Raw genomic sequence first — 18,073 nt, forward strand, 5'->3', positions numbered from 1 at the left:
CGTTTTATATTGTGCTTATGCAACTCTAATAAAGGAATAAAAAGGTTGTGCTATGGAAAATACTGGAATTTGGGTTGTCGGATTTATCATCTTATTCATCCTCGGCTCGATTTTTGGACTTCGTGTAAGTCCAAGAGAAAAAGCTTTAGGTGAAATGCGTGATAAAGCGCGCAAGATGGGTTTACACCCGCGTTTAGTCGCAGCACCTGACTGGACGAAAATACCAATGGCTTCGGAAAACCGGGCCAGCATGGTGGCGTACTACAGTGTCCTGATTCCAGAAGCACGCCTACCTTTAATGCGCGCTCGCGTTGTTGATCAGCAGCTTGAGCTCATTACAGGTGATGACAAGTTTAAACATTTACCCATTGAATTAAAGGGTATTTATGCTATTGATATGCAAGCAAACTGCGTGGGACTCTATTGGGATGAGCATTCTGACTTAAGAGCAACCCAGTTAGATGCCATGAAAGCATATTTACAGTCTTTGGCTGAACTTTAATTTTACAGACCCATTGAAACAGGATTAACGGTTAATATGGCGAAAGCTCCTCGGTCCACATCCAAAAGTACTACAGCAGATTCTCCTGAGGCTGGGAAAAAGCGTGCTTTAGTGATTGTGGAGTCGCCTGCAAAAGCGAAAACAATCAATAAATATTTAGGCTCGAATTACATTGTGAAGTCGTCTGTGGGTCACGTGCGTGATTTACCTACAGGTGGTTCTAGTAAGACTGCAGAAAAGAAGCCAGCAACACGAACCAAACTGACCGATGCTCAGAAAGCTGAAAAAGCACAAAATGCACTGGTCAATCGTATGGGGGTTGATCCTGAGCATGACTGGAAAGCACATTATGAAGTGCTTCCAGGCAAAGAGCATGTGGTTGCTGAACTGAAAAAGCTTGCTTCGCAAGTTGACGAGGTCTATCTCGCAACGGACTTGGACCGTGAAGGAGAGGCAATTGCTTGGCATTTAAAAGAAGTGATTGGTGGGGATGACTCACGTTATCAACGTGTGGTGTTCAACGAAATCACCAAAAATGCCATTCAAGATGCATTTAAGCATCCAGCACGCCTTGATATCGATAAAGTTAATGCGCAACAAGCACGCCGCTTTTTAGACCGCGTCGTCGGCTTTATGATTTCGCCCTTACTTTGGGAAAAAATTGCCCGTGGCTTATCGGCAGGTCGTGTTCAGTCTGTCGCAGTTAAACTGGTGGTTGAGCGTGAGCGTGAAATTCGTGCGTTTATTCCCGAAGAATACTGGCAAGTTTTTGCAGACACCAAGTCACAGAGCGATGAGATTCGTTTAGAAGCCGTCAAACAAGCAGGTAAAGCTTTAAAGCTACGCAATAAAGCCGATACTGATGCTTTACTGAAGCTCATTAAAGACGCAGATTACAAAGTTTCAGCACGTGAAGATAAACCAACCAAGGTGAATCCGAGCGCGCCGTATATCACCTCGACGTTACAACAAGCAGCCAGTACACGTTTGGGTTTCTCTGTGAAGAAAACCATGATGTTGGCGCAGCGTTTGTATGAAGCGGGTTTTATTACCTATATGCGTACCGACTCGACGTTTTTGAGCGACGATGCGGTGAATATGGTACGTCATCATATTGAGACCGAGTTTGGTGCGAAGTATCTGCCTGCTAAGCCGAACCGCTATGGTAACAAAGCGGGTGCACAAGAAGCCCACGAAGCGATTCGTCCATCGAATGTTGCGTTAAAAGGTGACAGCTTGGTGGGTGTGGAACGTGATGCACAACGTTTGTATGATTTGATTTGGCGTCAATTCGTCGCGTGTCAAATGACACCAGCAGAATACTTGTCATCGACTATTTTAGTGGATGTCAACGGTGTTGAACTTAAAGCCAAAGGTCGCACCTTAGTCTTTGATGGTTTCACTAAAGTCCGTGGTCAAAACAAGTCAGACGATGATGTGTTATTGCCTGCGGTCAAAGTCGGTGAAATCCTGAAGCTCGAAAAATTAGATCCATCGCAACACTTTACCAAGCCACCTGCACGTTTTACTGAAGCATCATTGGTGAAAGAGCTTGAGAAAAAGGGCATTGGTCGTCCATCGACCTATGCGGCGATTATCTCGACCATTCAAGACCGTGGTTATGTCAAACTCGAGAACCGCCGTCTGTATGCAGAAAAAATGGGTGAGATTGTTACTGATCGTTTAGATGAAAGTTTCAATAATCTCATGAACTATGACTTTACTGCGGACTTAGAAGGTCAGCTCGATAAAGTGGCCGATGGTGAACGCAATTGGAAAGAGTTGCTCGACAGCTTCTATGGCGACTTTAAAAAACGTCTGACCAATGCGCAAGGTGAAGGCGGTATGCGCCGCAATCAACCAGTAGAGGTAGAAGCGGTTCACTGTAAAGAATGTGACCGTCCAATGCAGATTCGTACGGGAACCACAGGTGTCTTCTTAGGGTGTTCGGGCTATAACTTACCGCCGAAAGAGCGTTGTAAAGGCACGTTGAACTTAACGCCAGTTGAATCACTTGCCGCACTTTCTGATGATGACGCAGCAGAAACAGCAGATTTGATGTCGAAAAAACGTTGTCCAATCTGTGAAACTGCGATGGACAGCTATGTGATCGATGGTGGTCGTAAGCTACATGTCTGTGGTAATAACCCAGACTGTGCTGGTTTTGAACTTGAAGAAGGTGAGTTCAAGATCAAAGGTTATGATGGCCCAACCATTCCATGTGATAAGTGTGATGGGGAAATGCAGCTGAAGACGGGGCGTTTTGGTCCTTATTTTGCTTGCTCAAGCTGTGATAACACACGTAAAGTCTTAAAAAGTGGTCAACCTGCACCTCCGCGTGTAGACCCGATTAAGATGGAACATTTACGTTCAACTAAGCATGATGACTTTTTTGTATTACGTGATGGGGCGGCTGGTTTATTCTTGGCGGCAAGTAAGTTCCCGAAAGTACGTGAAACACGTGCACCAAAAGTTTCGGAACTTCGTAGTGTTGCCGATCAGCTCGATCCGAAGTATCAGTTTATTTTGCAAGCACCTGATGTTGACCCTGAAGGGAATCCAACTTTGGTTAAATTTAGCCGTAAGAATCAAGCGCAATATATTGGTTCTGAAACGCCTGAAGGTAAGCAAACCAAATGGTCATTGGTGTTCAATGATGGAAAATGGGTTGAAGCTTAAGTTTTAATTGCTTAGAAATAATCAAGAAATGCTCACTTTGGTGGGCATTTTTTATGTCAAAATGATTCTCAAATAATCATAATATTTGGGGTGTATGTGGAAATACAAACAAAAAAATTTGCAGTGCTAATTGATGCTGATAATTCATCTATTAGTGCAATTCCATCAGTACTTGAAGAAGTAGCTAAATATGGTATTGCTAGTGTCAAGCGTGTTTATGGTGATTGGAGTAGCGACACTTTGAAAAATTGGCGTGAGGTTCTCTTACCTCATGCAATTACGCCAGTTCAGCAGTTTGCCTATACAAAAGGTAAAGATGCTACAGATATGATTTTAATTATTGATGCGATGGACTTACTTTATGCTGGGGCCTTGGATGGTTTTTGTATCGTTTCTAGCGATAGTGATTTTACCCCTTTAGCATCTCGTATCCGTGAAAATGGCTTAAGTGTTTATGGATTTGGGAAAAAGAAAACTCCAGAGGCTTTTAAGAAAGCTTGTGACAAATTCATTTATATAGAAAATTTAATTTCAGATAGCGATCTTAAGAATAATGAAGAAGAAGATATTGTGGATTCTGATAATAAGAAGATAGCGGAAACATTGAAAGTTATAGATCAAAAGATGAGTAGTCAATCAAAAGAAGGTCTTGCTCCTGAAATGATTGATCGAGCAACTTTAAATTTGGTTTATAAAGCCGTTAAAGATAATGCTGATGAAAATGGCTGGGCTAATTTGAGCATGGTAGGGCAATATATTAGTGCGGTAAAACCTGATTTTGATTCACGAAATTATGGTCGCGCTAAATTGTCAGGATTAATTAAAACACTTAACTTATTCGAAACTAAAATTGATATGAGTCAAATGTATTTAAGAAAAATGAAAAAGCAGAGTGTCTCTTAATATGTGGAAAAAACTTCGTATTTTAATCTTGCTGCTCATTTTATTGGTGGTTGCTGTGAATGCTTATCGTGATCAGAACCAAGATTGGAGTAAGCCCATTATTGTATTACTCCATCCAGTTAATGCAGATGGGCAAGGTACAACTCAGCAATATATACAGCAATTGACGCCTGCAAACTTAAAAGGGGTACAGGGTTATTTAGAGCAGATGTCGGCGACATATCGCGGCCAACCGATTGCGATTTATTTCCAACTTGGGCGCGAACTCAAACAGCTACCGCCGAAAGTGCCTGAACAAGCAAGTTTATTGGATACGGTCTTGTGGAGTTTAAAGTTCCGTTATTATGCATGGAAAAACCATCGAGGTTCAGATGGTGCACCAACTGTTACTTTGTATTTGAACTATTATGACCCAGCACTGACTAAAGAGCTTAAACACTCGACAGCTTTGCAAAAAGGCCGCATCGGTTCGGTGAATTTATTTGCATCTAACAAGCAAACCGAGCAAAACAAAGTCGTGCTTGCACATGAGCTTTTACATGCCTTTGGTGCCAGTGATAAATACGACTTAGCCACAGGACAGCCCATGTATCCTGCGGGTTATGCATATCCAAATCAACAACCACTGTTCCCTCAAACCAAAGCTGAATTAATGGCTGGGCACATTCCAACCTCACAAACACAGAGTAAAATGCCTGAATCGATTGATGAAACATTGGTGAATGAGATCACTGCGATTGAAATTGGGTGGAAAAAGTAACTGTGGATAATGCTGTGTTTATCCACAGCATGGATTGATTGTGTGGATAAACTCAAACCTACAAGTTCGCTGCAAAACATGTTAAAACTAAGTGAACGAAAATCAAACTTGAGAAGAAGATGAAAACAGTCGGTAATGATTTAGTTCGCCATCAGCTCCATGAAAATCGTAAATGGTATTTGGGTTTAGGGATTTTATTGGTGTTGTTTGGTTTCGTCCTTTTGGCCGCTTTGCCTTTTGCCACCTTATCCGTAGTGTTTATCTTTGGCGTGCTGATGATGATAGGTGGTGTTCTACACTTCATCGCAGCCTTTAAGGTTTTTGAGGGTGGCTTCCGCTGGTTATGGGCATTGTTTGGTGTGTTGTATTTGGTCGCAGGCTATTATGCATTTAGCACCCCTGTGAAAACAGCCATTGTATTGACCAGTGTTTTAGCGGTTTTCTTGATTATTGCAGGGGTCATTCGTATCTTTAATGCAATATTATTTCGAGCATTCCAAGGTTGGGGCTGGACACTTTTTTCTGGTGTTTTAACTCTGCTGGCCGGCATTATGATTTTAACAACACCAGATGCCCCATTTTGGGTGCTGGGCTTATTCCTTGCTTTTGATATTTTATTCCAAGGGATTAATTATCTGACTCTAGCGGCAGCCATTAAGCAGATTCCACCAGCAAGCCAATCTGAATAAACCATTCTTAAAACATAAAAAGGAGCCTCATGCAGGCTCCCTTTTTCGTGTGCTTTTATCATTTGAAAAGCTGAATGGCAGGCTTATGGATTGACGGCATATTGACTTGAAATCGCAACACGATTCCACGTGTTAATCACAATCGCGATCCATTCAATAGCAGCAACTTCTGCATCGGATAAGTTTTTTGCTGCTTGTTGATACGCCGAGTCGGGGAAATGCTGCTGAGCAATGAGTGTAATTTCTTCAATTAAAATCAGCGCGGCGCGTTCTTTTTCGGAAAAATATCCACTTTCTTGCCATGCACTGATGAGGGCAATCCGTTCCATTGATTCGCCTGCTTTCATGGCATCTTGTGTATGCATACGCACACAGAATGCGCATTGGTTAATCTGTGAGGCTCTCAGTTTCAGTAAGTGTGAAAACCCAATCTCAAGACCTGCTTGTTGGACTTTTTGCATGGATAAGTTTTCGAGTTCTAATACTGTTTTATACAGTTCAGGTGCGACTTTTCCCAAATTAATACGTTGCATACATCACCTATTTTTTTAAGAGCCTTGAATGTTTAGTAATGATTTTATCGGCTAATTGATTGGCACTTTGTTTAATTTATGCATTAAAACAAATGAGTCAAGGTGGTCGTTTTGGTGACGCGCATAGTAAAACTCTTCTATGTTTAGAATTAAAGAATCATTGAGTCTATTTTAACTTTATCGAGATGTAATCAACTTCAATGATAACGAACTGTCTCAAGGAAAATAAAAAGAGAAAAATGCGGGCGGGAAATTTATCAATCGTGTTATTAATAAATTAAATTTTCTAAAAAATGATGGATGATGAAAACTTTTATTTTAGCGCCTGATTCTTTTAAAGAAAGTATGACAGCAGAACAGGCTTGTGTGGCGATGCAGCGTGGAATTAAAAACATAATCCCTGATGCTGTATGTATACATGTACCCATGGCAGATGGCGGCGAAGGCACAGTCGATGCTTTATTAACATCTTTAGCTGGCCAAAAAGTCGAATGTGAAGTAACAGGTCCATTGCCATTACAACGCGTTAAAACGTATTGGGGCTTATTTGATGGCGGGCAAACGGCTGTTATTGAAATGGCCAAAGCCAATGGTATTCATCTGCTTGAACCTACGCAACGCAATCCACTCCTGACTACGACTTTGGGAACGGGGCAAATGATTCGGCATGCATTGGATCTAGGCGTGTCCAAAATCATCTTGGCTCTTGGGGGCAGTGTCACCAATGATGCAGGTAGTGGTATGGCACAAGCACTTGGAATAAGGTTTTTAGATGCACAAGGGCGGGACGTGCCCGTTGGTGGTGGTCATTTACAAGATATTGAACAAATCGATATGCAGGCTTTAGATCCGCGCTTGCAACGAGTACAAGTTTTGATTGCCTCTGATGTGACCAACCCACTATGTGGTATGCAAGGCGCTTCGTATGTGTTTGGCCCGCAAAAAGGGGCGAGCGCAGAGATAGTTGAGCAGTTGGATCAAAACTTGAGTCACTTTGCAGATGTGGTGGAAACACAGCTTAATCTACAGATACGGAATGTCGCAGGGGCAGGCGCAGCAGGAGGGCTAGGTTTTGGTCTAATGGCCTTTACGGGCGCTCAGCTTCAGTCTGGCGCGAAGTGGGTGATTGAGCAAACTCAACTGGCGGAGAAAATAAAGCAAGCTGATTATATTTTCACGGGTGAAGGCAGTATCGACTTCCAAACCAAGTTTGGCAAAACGCCGTGGGCGGTGGCTCAGTTAGCCAAGCAGTTGAATAAACCTGTGATTGCCTTTGCTGGACGTGTCGGAGAGGATGTTGAAGCATTATTTGATGAAGGGTTTAGTCAAATTGTTTCGATCAATAAACCTGATTGTGATTTAGCAACAGCATTGAAAAACGCAGAGCAGAATTTGCAAAACAGCTGTGAGGACATCACTCGACTTTTGCTTTTAAAGCATACTGAGCAAGCTTAATTTTAAATATTTGAGGCAGTAAGTGGTTCGAGCATAAGGTCTTAACCCCAGATTTGAAGGTGTATTTTAGACAGAAATGGATAATCGTTGCTGTAGCCTCATATTGATGTCATAGATTTGTTAGACTAGCAGCATCCACGAATTGATGAGTGATTATGAGTTTAGCCAGCCTAATTGATGAATTAAACCCGCAACAAAAACAAGCTGCCAGGACTGAGTCGCAACACAGTCTGGTGCTCGCAGGGGCTGGCTGTGGCAAGACGAAAACCATTGTGGCACGAGCGGCGTACCTAATTGATCAAGGGATTCCTGCCAACCAAATTCAAATTCTAACCTTTACCCGCCGTTCAGCCAGCGAGATCGTGGCGCGAGTGGAGCTGGCTTTAGGTGAGCAAGCCAAAGGGCTGCGCGCTTCTACTTTTCATACTTTTTGTATGTATCTGCTGCGCCGTGTACCGAAAGCCTTTGGTTTAGAGCAGTTTTCAATTATTGATCGTGATGATCAAGTGATGATGTTTCGTCTGATTCGTGGAAAAGATGACAAGAAAAATCCGAATCAACTGCCTAAACCGCAAGAACTATGTGATCTGTATTCTTTTGCACGAAATACGCGTCAGAAGCTGAGTGATGCCTTAGAAAAACAGCATCCTGAGCATTTGGCTTTTAAAGATCAAATTGCGGAAATCATGAAAGAGTACGAGACACGCAAGCGTGCTCGTAGCTTTTTAGATTATGATGATATTTTGGCGATCGTGGCTTCAGCACTCGACCAGTCAGATGGTTTAGCCGACTATGTGGCATCGCTCTGTAAACACATGCTGGTCGATGAAATGCAGGACACCAACCCTTTGCAGTGGACCTTGCTTGAACCTCTCAAAGACAAAGTGAGCCTGTTCTGCGTCGGTGATGATGCACAGTCGATTTATGGTTTCCGTGGAGCAGATTTTGAAAATATTCACCATTTTAAAGCCCGTGTGCCGAATGCTCAGGTGTTTAAATTGGAGCAAAATTATCGTTCAACCCAAGAAATTTTAGACCTTTCCAATTGGCTGCTCGATCAATCTGAGATTCAATATAACAAACGCCTAGATGCTCATCGGGGTGAGGGCGTGAAGCCCCGCATGCATATTTTCCCAAATGAGTTTGATGAAGCAAAATGGATTGCGATCGACATTAAAGAGCGCCATTACTTACAAGGCAGTAAATGGTCGGATCATATGGTTTTGGTGCGTTCTAGCTTTGCAGCACGGCATATTGAGGCAGCATGTATTGCAGCCAATGTCCCCTATCGATTTATTGGGGGCATGAAACTGCTTGAAACCGCGCATGTGAAAGATTTACTGAGCTTGCTGCGCGTGATTGCCAATCCTCTCGATGATATTGCATGGATGCGTTTTCTTACCTTGTGGAATGGGGTGGGAGATGTCGGTGCAAGCCGTCTTGCTCAGCAACTTTTATTGGAGCCTGAGTTTGATTTGATCTTTGATAAATTAGAAAAATTTGGACGGATTCCTGCTGAAACATTGTTGATCATGAAGCAAATGACGGTACTGAAACAGGAAGTACAGGCTTGCGTCGGTTTGGGTATTCAAGCGATTGAAGCACAATTGGCTGAAAATTATAAAAAAGACTGGAACCGCCGCCAAGGTGACTTTGAACTGGTTAAACAATTGGCTTCTAAACATACCCAATTGAGTGAGTTTCTAGAGGAATATGTGCTTGATCCTGTGTCGATTTCTGAAATCGAACGCCAGTCAGATAGTGATGTCGTCACTCTGATTACCATTCACTCGGCCAAAGGTACAGAGCAAAAAGTCTGTTATGTCGTCAATGTCACCCCGGGGCAATATCCGCATGCACGTGCCCAAGGTGATTTTAATGATGTCGAAGAAGAGCGTCGGGTCTTGTATGTGGCACTGACCCGTGCTCAGAATGAGTTGATTTTAACCAAGCAAAATTTAAGTCTGTGGGCGCGAGACGTGATTGATGAGCAAGGGCGCAAAGTCGAAAGTTATTTTTTGAATGATCTGACGCGAAATTTGTGTAGCATGGAAACCCATCATAAGCCTCGTCAGCAAACGGTAAAGAGTGCTTTAATTGAGCGCCAATCGATTAATTTAGATTTTGGGATTAATCTCGATTAAACTAAACTAAACAGATTACATTGTGGTATTTGTTGTGCAATGTTCAGAAAGTAGCGTAGGCGATTGCTTTTTGATGATTTTGCCTATTTTTGAAGGTTGTAAGATGAAAATTTTAGTTCGTAATTTAGAGCGTACAGTGGCTGAAGCTGAACTGCTTGAATTATTTAAGCAATATGGCACAGTTGCATCATGTAATTTAATCCTTGATGCAGCAACAGGTAAATCGAAAGGTTTTGCTTTTGTTGAAATGCCGCATGCACGTGAAGCGATTAAAGCCATTAAAGGGCTTAATACACTACGTTTGCATGGTACTGGTATTCGCGTCAAACAGGCGGAAGATAAACCTGAGAAGCCAGAAGCATAAGTAAAAAAGAGCAATGGATGCTCCTTTTTTATGGGATAAAGTGAAAAAAATCTATCCAGCTTTATCGATTGTTGCACCGATGGGACGACAAATCTCTCAAGGAAATAAAACCTTAGAGATCCGTTCTTGGCGACCAGAGCAATGGCCACTTAAAGATTTGATTATTGTGGAAAATAAGCACTATTTAACCCACGAGGACGATGAAGAGTTGGGGTATGCTGTTGCTATGGTTGATGTTGAGTCGATTCACTCATGGAGAGAAGATGAGCTTGATTCGGCGATGGCATCATATTGGGAAGAGGGATATTGGGCTTGGGTACTCACAAATGTGCGTCCCATGCATATTTCGATGCCTGTCATAGCAAAAAGAAAGATTTATTTTATTGAAATAGATCATGCATAATTTTTATTATGCGCTGCTGTATAGAAAGATTACTCTTAGAATTGTTATAAACGCCAAAACTTAGGAACACCCTTCATGACTCGTGTTGCCCGTTACCATGCTGATCGCACTAACCAAAAACTCTACTTTGCTCGACTTTCATGTCAACAAGCAGAACAAATTGATCATGTGCAACAAGCTCAGGCTTACCGTGAGGCTGCTGTGTTTCACTTGCATGGCGCGGTGCTTGCGTTTCTACAAGAGTTGGTCCGTTACTACCGCTTAAATGACTTAAACCCGACGTTGAAGTCCATAGAAGAGCATATGGCAGCTAAAGGACAAGTCTCGCCTGAAGTGACTGTGATGCAACAACTGTCGAAAGAAGGTTTCATTGCCGAGTTAAAACGTGCTTATCGCTTGTGTCAGTATGCGCCAGAGCCGAGTACACCTGAACCTGAGTCAGAAACTTCATCGAATCTGATCATCAAAGTGACTCAAACTCCTCAGGCATGGTTACCCGATACCAAAATTTTACGCGAGTGGCATCGAGACTTAACGGCGTTGATCGATGGCTTTCGGAATGAGATGGTTGAATTCTAAAAGCGATGACCAGCGCTTGAAGTTTGAAAATTTGTCCTTATATCAATAAGTCTAAGCGAAGCAAAGTGCAACTGCCTTTGCCACCATGTTGAACATGGAGGAAATATGTCTATAGAACAATTGAAAGAATTATTTGGAAATCAAGAAGCAATTTTAGAATTGGTTCAACTTGAAGGTGGTGAGCTCGCACTACGTAACGCAGGTTCGGAGAGTGCGCCTTTAGTCACGATCCAGTTTAATGAAGAGCTCAAAGCATTATTGGGCGACCAGACAACTGTCGTTGCTCAGCAGATGGTGCAAGCGGCTTTATACGGCTTACTTGAAAAACAAGTGGGCGAGTGGCAAGCGGAAGTGGTGGACGAAAAGCCACAGTTCTTCAGCTAAGTCGAATAAGAAAAAACGCACTGAACAGTGCGTTTTTTTGTATCAGTGTTTGTTCCTTAGTGGGTGGGTGCTTGATGATGTGCAATCTGAATTTGATTTAAAATATGATTGCTCATATTTTTCGCCATTTCCTCTTTTGCAAAATAAACTTCACCAATTTGATCGCGGCGAATCACTTCAGCTTCTTCTTTACTTTCTGCACATACCAAAACCTGAATCTCAGGATTGAGGGTTTTGGCAATATCCACGATTTTATGGATATCTAAAATATCCATCGGGGAAAGTACCAACAGGCGCGCATGCTGAATATGGGCTTGAATCAGTACCCCAGGGTCTGTCGCCATCCCAGAAACTGCCGCAATGCCTTTTTCACGCAGGTTTTCTACAATTTCACGGTTTTCTTCCGCAATCACTACTTTAATGTCTTCAGCCATCAATTGTTTGGTAATGCGACGGCCCACTTCACCATGCCCAACAATTACCACTTGGTCACGTAAGTAGTCTTGAGAGACTTCATCAGGCAGCATTGCCAATGGGTCACCACTACGTTCAAGTAAGCGTGCTAGATGTGAGCGCTCACGAATCCAACGTTGTACAGGCTCAATTGCGGAGAACACAAAACTGTTTAAGGTGATGGAGATAAGTGCTCCTGCCAAAATTAGGTTTTGCCCTTCTAAGGACAAGAGTTTAAGTGAAACCCCGAGTGTCGCTAAGATGAAGGAAAACTCACCAATCTGTGCCAGTGACGCACCGACGGTGAGGGCAGTATTGATGGGGTAGCGGAAAAAGAGTACTAGTGCCATAGCGGCAATAGTTTTGCCGACCATAATAATTGCAACGACTACAAGCACATGCACCGGTTGTTCCACTAAGATGCGCGGGTCAAATAACATACCCACTGCAACAAAGAACAAAATGGCAAAAATTTCACGTAGAGGAAGGGTTTCTTCTTCGGCACGGTGGCTAAAGTCAGACTCTTTAACGACCATCCCGGCAAAGAAAGCGCCCAGTGCCATGGAAACACCGAAAATTTTGTACGCGCCAAAGGCGATTGAGACCGCAGCAGCCATCACGGTTAAGGTAAACAGTTCACGTGAACCAAGACGAGCGACAAATTGCATGATCATTGGAACAAGACGTTTCCCGATGATCAGCATAAAAGCGATGAAACCTACCACTTTAAGTAAGGTGATGCCTAAGGTAAGCCAAATGTTATCATCAGCACCGCCTGCAAGGACCTCTCCACCGAGTAGCACTGCTGTAGCGGGTAAGAGTACCAGCACCAAGACCATGACCAGATCTTCAACCAAGAGCCAACCTACGGCAATTTTACCGTTGACTGAATTGAGTAGACCACGGTCTCCCAGTGCTTTGAGTAATACAACTGTACTGGCACAGGACAGGCTTAAGCCGAAGACCAAGGCAGAGCCAAAACTCCAACCCCAGATCATACTGACGCCTATTCCGAGCAGGGTCGCGACAGCAATTTGTAAAATAGCACCAGGCAGTGCAATGCGTCGAACTTGTAATAAGTCATTGAGAGAAAAATGCATGCCCACACCAAACATGAGGAACATGACCCCAAGTTCAGCCAATTGGTTCGCTAGATGAATGTCCGCGACAATACCCGGGGTATTGGGACTAATAATGATACCCGCAATCAGATAACCAATGAGTGGGGGAAGGCGTAAGCGTACGGCAAGATAGCCGAAAATGAGCGCGAGCCCAAAACCGACAGCAAGTAATATAATGAGATCTACGTCATGAGGCACTAAAAACTCCTTAAGCAAAAGTTAAGGGTGAAAAAGAAGCAAAGCACAAAAGGTGCCAAAAGAGATTAAAAGTTTAACAAGTCGAACGAAAAAAAAGCAAAAAAAAACGACCTAAAGCAGGTCGTTTTTTCCAAAAAACTAAAATTATTTAATTTTAGCTTCTTTGAAGATTACGTGTTGACGGATTTTTGGATCAAATTTTTTGATTTCCATTTTTTCCGGCATAGTACGTTTGTTCTTAGTTGTGGTATAGAAATAACCTGTACCAGCAGTAGAAACTAGGCGAATTTTATCACGCATGGTTCAGACTCCTTAGATCTTTTGACCTTGAGCACGTAGGTCAGTAACAACCTTCTCGATACCCAATTTGTCGATAATACGCATACCTTTTGTAGTTAGACGAAGACGTACGAAACGTTTTTCGCTTTCTAACCAGAAACGGTGGTGATGCAGGTTCGGCTCGAACCGGCGTTTGGTTTTGTTATTGGCGTGCGAGACGTTGTTGCCAACGACTGGACGCTTGCCGGTAACTTGGCAAACCTTAGACATGGTGAACTCCATTGCTAGACAGCACCGATTGTGCGCTAGTTATTAAGTAAACGGATGAAATCATTCAAGGGGCGTTTTATACCAAAAATGCGCTTAAAAGACAAGCGATTTTCATTAAAACTAGGCATGAACCCGTGCGATAGGTCATGCCTTGATCATTTAGCGAAGAAGGGTCTTTGAAATCAACTTGTGAATTGGTTTGTTAAACGGTGGGAGAATGAATTTCAAGCTATATAACTTGGGATTCGACATCACTGACCGTTCATGCGACAAACTGAAGAAACCTTCTGGACCATGATATTTCCCCATACCTGATGCACCAACGCCACCAAATGGTAAATCGTCTTGTGCGACATGGGTCAAAACCGTGTTTTGTCCGAAATGCCCTGAATGAGTACGCTGTGCAACATAATCTGCACGCGCCTGATCAAAGTCGAAGTAGTATAATGCAAGTGGACGCGGACGGCTATTAATAAACTCGATAACATCGTCTATTTGATCATATTCCATGATCGGCAACAGTGGCCCAAAGATTTCGTCTTGCATAATACGCATGTCAGGTGTGACCCCAGTTAACAGTGTAGGGGGCACTTTACGTGTATCGGAGAAGGTTTCATGGGCTGGGTTGATCTCAACCACCTGCGCTCCATGCTCACGTGCATTTTCAAGATAGCCTTGCAAGCGGTTGTATTGGCGGTCATTAATAATCGAGGTGTAGTCTGGATTATGCAGAATGTCGGGATACATCTCTTCCACACACTCGCGGAAGTGCTCAATGAACTCGGCAGTTTTACCTTTAGGCAAGAACATATAGTCAGGTGCAACACAGGTTTGACCTGCATTCCACAGTTTACCTGCAGCAATCCGCTGTGCAACATCCCGTAAATGAATAGAAGGATGTACTAATACTGGTGATTTTCCGCCAAGTTCGAGAATCAATGGAACGAGGTTCTCTGCCGCAGCAGACATGACGGTTTTACCGACATTGGTTGAACCTGTGAAAATCAGTTTGTCAAAAGCCAGACGACAAAAGGCATCCGAGATCGCACCACCGCCATTGGTCACGGAAACTAATTCTTGAGGAAAGGCTTCGGAGAGCGCTTTTTCAAGGATACGACCAAAGTTGCTCGATGAACTGGAAATTTTGATCATGGCATGGTTACCTGCCGCCAAAGCACAAATTAAGGGTCCAATCGAGAGTAATAAAGGATAGTTCCATGGGGTAATAATACCGATCACACCTAAAGGTTGATATTGCACCCATGCTTTAGCCGGCTGGTGAATGATGGAAACGTGACGTTTCGAGGGTTTCATCCACGTGGTTAAATGCTTGCTATAATATTTGATGTGTTCAAGGCAGGTGAGTAATTCCCCAATTTTGGTTTCACTGGTGGAGCGGTTGCCATAGTCTTGATTAATTGCCTCTGCAAATTGATCTTGATACTTAACTAAGATACGCTTAAGTCGTGCCAAACGGTCAATACGCTCTTTTGCGGTTGGCAATGGATAACGTAAATAAGCGTGCTTTTGCTGTTCAAGCACATCATGTAGGTGCTGAATATCATAAGAATGTGGTGTCAATGAAGTTGTTTTTGTTTGACTGTTCATGCCGCACTACCATTTCAAATTTCAATTTATGTTTAATTTTTAGAGTAATTGCTCTAATTAGTCAAGTTACTTTATGTGTTAGTCTTCTAATGCACTGAATGAATGGTTATTTTAGGATGTCTCAAACTAAAACGTTGAAAACCAAAGAACGTATTTTGCAACTCAGTTTGCAGCTTTTTAACGAGCGTGGAGAACGTTCTGTTACGACCAATCATATTGCCGCTGAATTGAATATGAGTCCGGGCAATTTGTATTATCACTTTCGCAATAAAAGTGAAATTATCAAAGAGCTCATGGAGCAGTATCAAGGCGAAACGCTACAAATGCTGGCTTTGCCCGATGACCGTCTGTTAGATGCCAATGATAAAATTCGTTATTTTCAGGTGCTAAGCAGCCAGTTGTGGGCTTATCGCTTTTTACACCGTGATGTCTATCATTTGGTTGAAAACAATGAAGACTTCCGCAAGATGTACCCACGTTTTGCAGGGCAAGTGATGCAACAAGGGCAAAAGATCTATCAGGCCTTTGTTGATGCCGGTCTGATGCAAATGACGTCGTCAGAAATTGAAGCCCTGATTATCAATTTATGGATTGTACTGACCAACTGGACCAACTTCCTTTATATGTCGGGTCATATCACTGACTCCAATACATTAGAAGAAAAGTGGGTTTGGCAGGCTCTCCGTCAAATGGTGTTCTTAGAAGGGGCCTATTTGCGTGGTGAAAGTCGTGAGACGTATGAGCGCTTGTTGGATACGATGGGGCCGTCTGAACTGTTTTCGAGCTTGGCGTCATTTAAATCGGATGATAAGCCATAAGGTGTTTTGACAGCTGAGTAAAAAGCGCTAGAATACTCGGCTTGATTTTCATTTTACTGATTTAAACTGACATGAATATGACAACTGCTAACACGGCACGTTTACTGATTACTTGTGAAGATAAGCCAGGGATCGTGCAAGCTGTATCGAGCTTTTTGTATCATCAAGGCGCGAATATCACTGCGCTTGATCAATACGCGACTGAAGCTCAGGGCGGACGTTACTTTATGCGTGTTGAGTTTGAACTGGACAATTTACAGTCTCGTAAAGAAAGCATCACTCAAACTTTTGCTGCAAATGTAGCTGAGCGTTATGAAATGCAATGGCGTTTGGCGCTGGTCAGCGACGTGAAAAAAGTCGGGATTTTGGTATCTAAAGTAGATCATGCCTTACTTGAGCTGTTATGGCGTCATGCGCGTGGCGGTTTGCCGTGCGAAATCACCAAAGTGATTTCTAACCATGAAACTTTACGCGAAGCGGTTGAGAACTTTGGCATTCCGTTTGAAGTTGTCCCTGTAACGAAGGATAACAAACGCGAAGCTTATGCTGAAATTGATGAATTAATGCAAGGCAATGACTTATTGGTACTTGCGCGTTATATGCAAATTCTAGATGAAGCATTTGTCGAGAAGTGGGAAATGAAAGTGATCAACATTCACCACTCCTTCCTACCTGCTTTTGTTGGCGCAAACCCATACAAGCAAGCGCATGAAAAAGGTGTAAAACTCATTGGTGCAACTGCGCACTATGTCACTGCGGATCTGGATCAAGGTCCGATCATTGAGCAGGATGTAGAGCGTGTGAACCATGACTTTACGGTTGATCAATTACGTGAATTGGGTCAGGATGTTGAACGTAATGTCTTGGCACGTGCAGTGAAGTGGCACTTAGAAGACCGTATTATTGTTGATGGTAACAAAACAGTCGTTTTCCAATAAAAAATTGGTTGCAAGCAAGATTGAAAAAGGCATACATTAAGTATGCCTTTTTTGTTTGGGTATGATTAGAAAAAACCATAAAAAGTGACAAATTAATAGTTGCAAATGAAAACACTTCTCATTTATCATTGCGCTACTTTATTGTACTAACCGATAAGCGTTATAGTGGAAACCAACCTAGTGGCCACTCCGCTTAAATTAGGTCACCGATTTTAATGAGTTCAACAGTTATTTCTCCTATGCAGACTCCCAACCCGATGAAAAAGAAAGTTCTTGCTGCTTTGATCGCGGTTGTCGTGGGCCATATGGGCGTATTGTGGGCAGTGAACCACATGAAAGCTCCTGAACTCAAACCGATTGAAAAAGCACCATTGAAGGTTCGTTTCGTTAAAATTCAAGAACCACCAAAACCGCTACCGCCTAAGCCGAAAGAAGAACCGAAAAAGGAACCGACTAAGCCGAAGGAAGTGAAGATTGTGGAAAAACCACAACCGACTCCACCGAAAAAGGTAGAAAAGGTTCAACAAGTTAAAAAAGCAGAAGTGGTTAAACCGGTTGTTAAACCAACCGAAACCCCAGTAAAACCGACAGTCACCACGACGATTACAGAGAAAAAAGTCGAAAAACCTGTCGTGCAACCAGAGCAAGCTAAACCTGTTACTCAAGCTGAGCCTGCCGATACTTCACCGCGGTCGGTGTCGATTGGTGGTTCAGGTGTGCAATGGAGCCGCTCTCCAAAACCAGTTTATAGTAATCAAGATTTACAAGGTGAAAACCGTCGAGTCGTGGTGCTGATTGAGGCGAATGAAAAAGGGTCGATTGTGAATGCCCGTATTACGCGCTCAAGTGGTGTGCCTGCTTTAGATGAAAAGATTTTAAGAGCTGTCAAAGGCGCTAAATTTAAACCTTATAAAGAAAATGGTGTAGCTTATCCAATTCGGGCTGAGCAACCATTTGATTTAGAATTGAATACAAAACGCTAACTTTATCAGG

19 protein-coding genes are annotated in these 18,073 nt (G+C 42.9%); 14 read left to right on the forward strand and 5 right to left on the reverse strand.

What is annotated here, in order from left to right; translation table 11 throughout:
* Window positions 1-52: 52 nt before the first annotated feature.
* From ACF8FD_RS02295 to ACF8FD_RS02315, 5 genes are all read left to right on the forward strand, one after another.
* Window positions 53-502, forward strand: coding sequence for an ammonium transporter (locus ACF8FD_RS02295; protein ID WP_004692510.1), 450 nt, complete (start codon window positions 53-55; stop codon window positions 500-502).
* A gap of 36 nt (window positions 503-538) precedes the next feature.
* Window positions 539-3,181 (forward strand): type I DNA topoisomerase, encoded by a 2,643-nt coding sequence (gene topA / locus ACF8FD_RS02300; RefSeq protein WP_392453055.1) that lies wholly within the window; start codon window positions 539-541, stop codon window positions 3,179-3,181.
* A 96-nt stretch (window positions 3,182-3,277) separates the two neighbouring features.
* Window positions 3,278-4,084, forward strand: coding sequence for an NYN domain-containing protein (locus ACF8FD_RS02305; protein ID WP_087011340.1), 807 nt, complete (start codon window positions 3,278-3,280; stop codon window positions 4,082-4,084).
* Between the two features lies 1 nt (window position 4,085).
* Window positions 4,086-4,844 (forward strand): hypothetical protein, encoded by a 759-nt coding sequence (locus tag ACF8FD_RS02310; RefSeq protein WP_392453100.1) that lies wholly within the window; start codon window positions 4,086-4,088, stop codon window positions 4,842-4,844.
* A gap of 119 nt (window positions 4,845-4,963) precedes the next feature.
* Window positions 4,964-5,533, forward strand: a complete 570-nt coding sequence (locus tag ACF8FD_RS02315) for an HdeD family acid-resistance protein (protein ID WP_392453057.1) — start codon at window positions 4,964-4,966, stop codon at window positions 5,531-5,533.
* An 83-nt stretch (window positions 5,534-5,616) separates the two neighbouring features.
* Here ACF8FD_RS02315 and ACF8FD_RS02320 read toward each other — a convergent pair whose 3' ends face one another.
* Window positions 5,617-6,066, reverse strand: coding sequence for a carboxymuconolactone decarboxylase family protein (locus ACF8FD_RS02320; RefSeq protein ID WP_392453059.1), 450 nt, complete (start codon window positions 6,064-6,066; stop codon window positions 5,617-5,619).
* A 300-nt stretch (window positions 6,067-6,366) separates the two neighbouring features.
* Here ACF8FD_RS02320 and ACF8FD_RS02325 point away from each other — a divergent pair, with 300 nt between their 5' ends.
* The 6 genes from ACF8FD_RS02325 to ACF8FD_RS02350 all read left to right on the forward strand — a co-directional run bounded on the left by ACF8FD_RS02325 (window position 6,367) and on the right by ACF8FD_RS02350 (window position 11,395).
* Window positions 6,367-7,521: a glycerate kinase gene (locus ACF8FD_RS02325; protein WP_392453060.1), complete on the forward strand. Its 1,155-nt coding sequence runs from the start codon at window positions 6,367-6,369 to the stop codon at window positions 7,519-7,521.
* Between the two features lie 155 nt (window positions 7,522-7,676).
* Window positions 7,677-9,665 (forward strand): ATP-dependent helicase, encoded by a 1,989-nt coding sequence (locus tag ACF8FD_RS02330; protein ID WP_392453062.1) that lies wholly within the window; start codon window positions 7,677-7,679, stop codon window positions 9,663-9,665.
* 103 nt (window positions 9,666-9,768) lie between these two features.
* Window positions 9,769-10,029, forward strand: coding sequence for an RNA-binding protein (locus ACF8FD_RS02335; RefSeq protein WP_004692489.1), 261 nt, complete (start codon window positions 9,769-9,771; stop codon window positions 10,027-10,029).
* Between the two features lie 13 nt (window positions 10,030-10,042).
* Window positions 10,043-10,432, forward strand: coding sequence for an ASCH domain-containing protein (locus ACF8FD_RS02340; RefSeq protein WP_058868885.1), 390 nt, complete (start codon window positions 10,043-10,045; stop codon window positions 10,430-10,432).
* Window positions 10,433-10,507: 75 nt separating this feature from the next.
* On the forward strand, window positions 10,508-11,011 hold the full coding sequence (locus ACF8FD_RS02345; RefSeq protein ID WP_004692488.1) for a DUF6586 family protein: 504 nt from the start codon (window positions 10,508-10,510) through the stop codon (window positions 11,009-11,011).
* A gap of 105 nt (window positions 11,012-11,116) precedes the next feature.
* On the forward strand, window positions 11,117-11,395 hold the full coding sequence (locus ACF8FD_RS02350; protein WP_004692486.1) for a hypothetical protein: 279 nt from the start codon (window positions 11,117-11,119) through the stop codon (window positions 11,393-11,395).
* 56 nt (window positions 11,396-11,451) lie between these two features.
* On the opposite strand, the gene ACF8FD_RS02355 is transcribed toward ACF8FD_RS02350, so the two are convergent.
* The 4 genes from ACF8FD_RS02355 to ACF8FD_RS02370 all read right to left on the reverse strand — a co-directional run bounded on the left by ACF8FD_RS02355 (window position 11,452) and on the right by ACF8FD_RS02370 (window position 15,324).
* Window positions 11,452-13,167: a cation:proton antiporter gene (locus tag ACF8FD_RS02355; protein WP_392453065.1), complete on the reverse strand. Its 1,716-nt coding sequence runs from the start codon at window positions 13,165-13,167 to the stop codon at window positions 11,452-11,454.
* 144 nt (window positions 13,168-13,311) lie between these two features.
* The gene (gene rpmG, locus ACF8FD_RS02360) at window positions 13,312-13,467 is read right to left on the reverse strand and encodes a 50S ribosomal protein L33 (protein ID WP_003654787.1); all 156 of its coding nucleotides are present in this window, start codon (window positions 13,465-13,467) and stop codon (window positions 13,312-13,314) included.
* Between the two features lie 12 nt (window positions 13,468-13,479).
* Window positions 13,480-13,716, reverse strand: coding sequence for a 50S ribosomal protein L28 (rpmB, locus tag ACF8FD_RS02365; RefSeq protein WP_010325866.1), 237 nt, complete (start codon window positions 13,714-13,716; stop codon window positions 13,480-13,482).
* A 159-nt stretch (window positions 13,717-13,875) separates the two neighbouring features.
* Entirely contained in the window at window positions 13,876-15,324 is a 1,449-nt protein-coding gene (locus ACF8FD_RS02370) for a coniferyl aldehyde dehydrogenase (RefSeq protein WP_224216784.1), read from the reverse strand.
* Between the two features lie 116 nt (window positions 15,325-15,440).
* On the opposite strand from ACF8FD_RS02370, the gene ACF8FD_RS02375 reads away from it, so the two are divergent.
* The 3 genes from ACF8FD_RS02375 (at window position 15,441) to ACF8FD_RS02385 (ending at window position 18,063) form a co-directional block, all read left to right on the forward strand.
* Window positions 15,441-16,142 (forward strand): TetR/AcrR family transcriptional regulator, encoded by a 702-nt coding sequence (locus ACF8FD_RS02375; RefSeq protein WP_005400842.1) that lies wholly within the window; start codon window positions 15,441-15,443, stop codon window positions 16,140-16,142.
* A gap of 71 nt (window positions 16,143-16,213) precedes the next feature.
* A complete protein-coding gene (gene purU, locus ACF8FD_RS02380) occupies window positions 16,214-17,080 on the forward strand; it encodes a formyltetrahydrofolate deformylase (RefSeq protein ID WP_004692478.1) in 867 nt (288 codons plus the stop codon).
* 215 nt (window positions 17,081-17,295) lie between these two features.
* On the forward strand, window positions 17,296-18,063 hold the full coding sequence (locus tag ACF8FD_RS02385) for an energy transducer TonB (protein ID WP_062035013.1): 768 nt from the start codon (window positions 17,296-17,298) through the stop codon (window positions 18,061-18,063).
* Window positions 18,064-18,073: the final 10 nt, after the last annotated feature.

The organism is Acinetobacter sp. TYF_19, assembly GCF_043105125.1.
Classification (GTDB): domain Bacteria; phylum Pseudomonadota; class Gammaproteobacteria; order Pseudomonadales; family Moraxellaceae; genus Acinetobacter; species Acinetobacter johnsonii.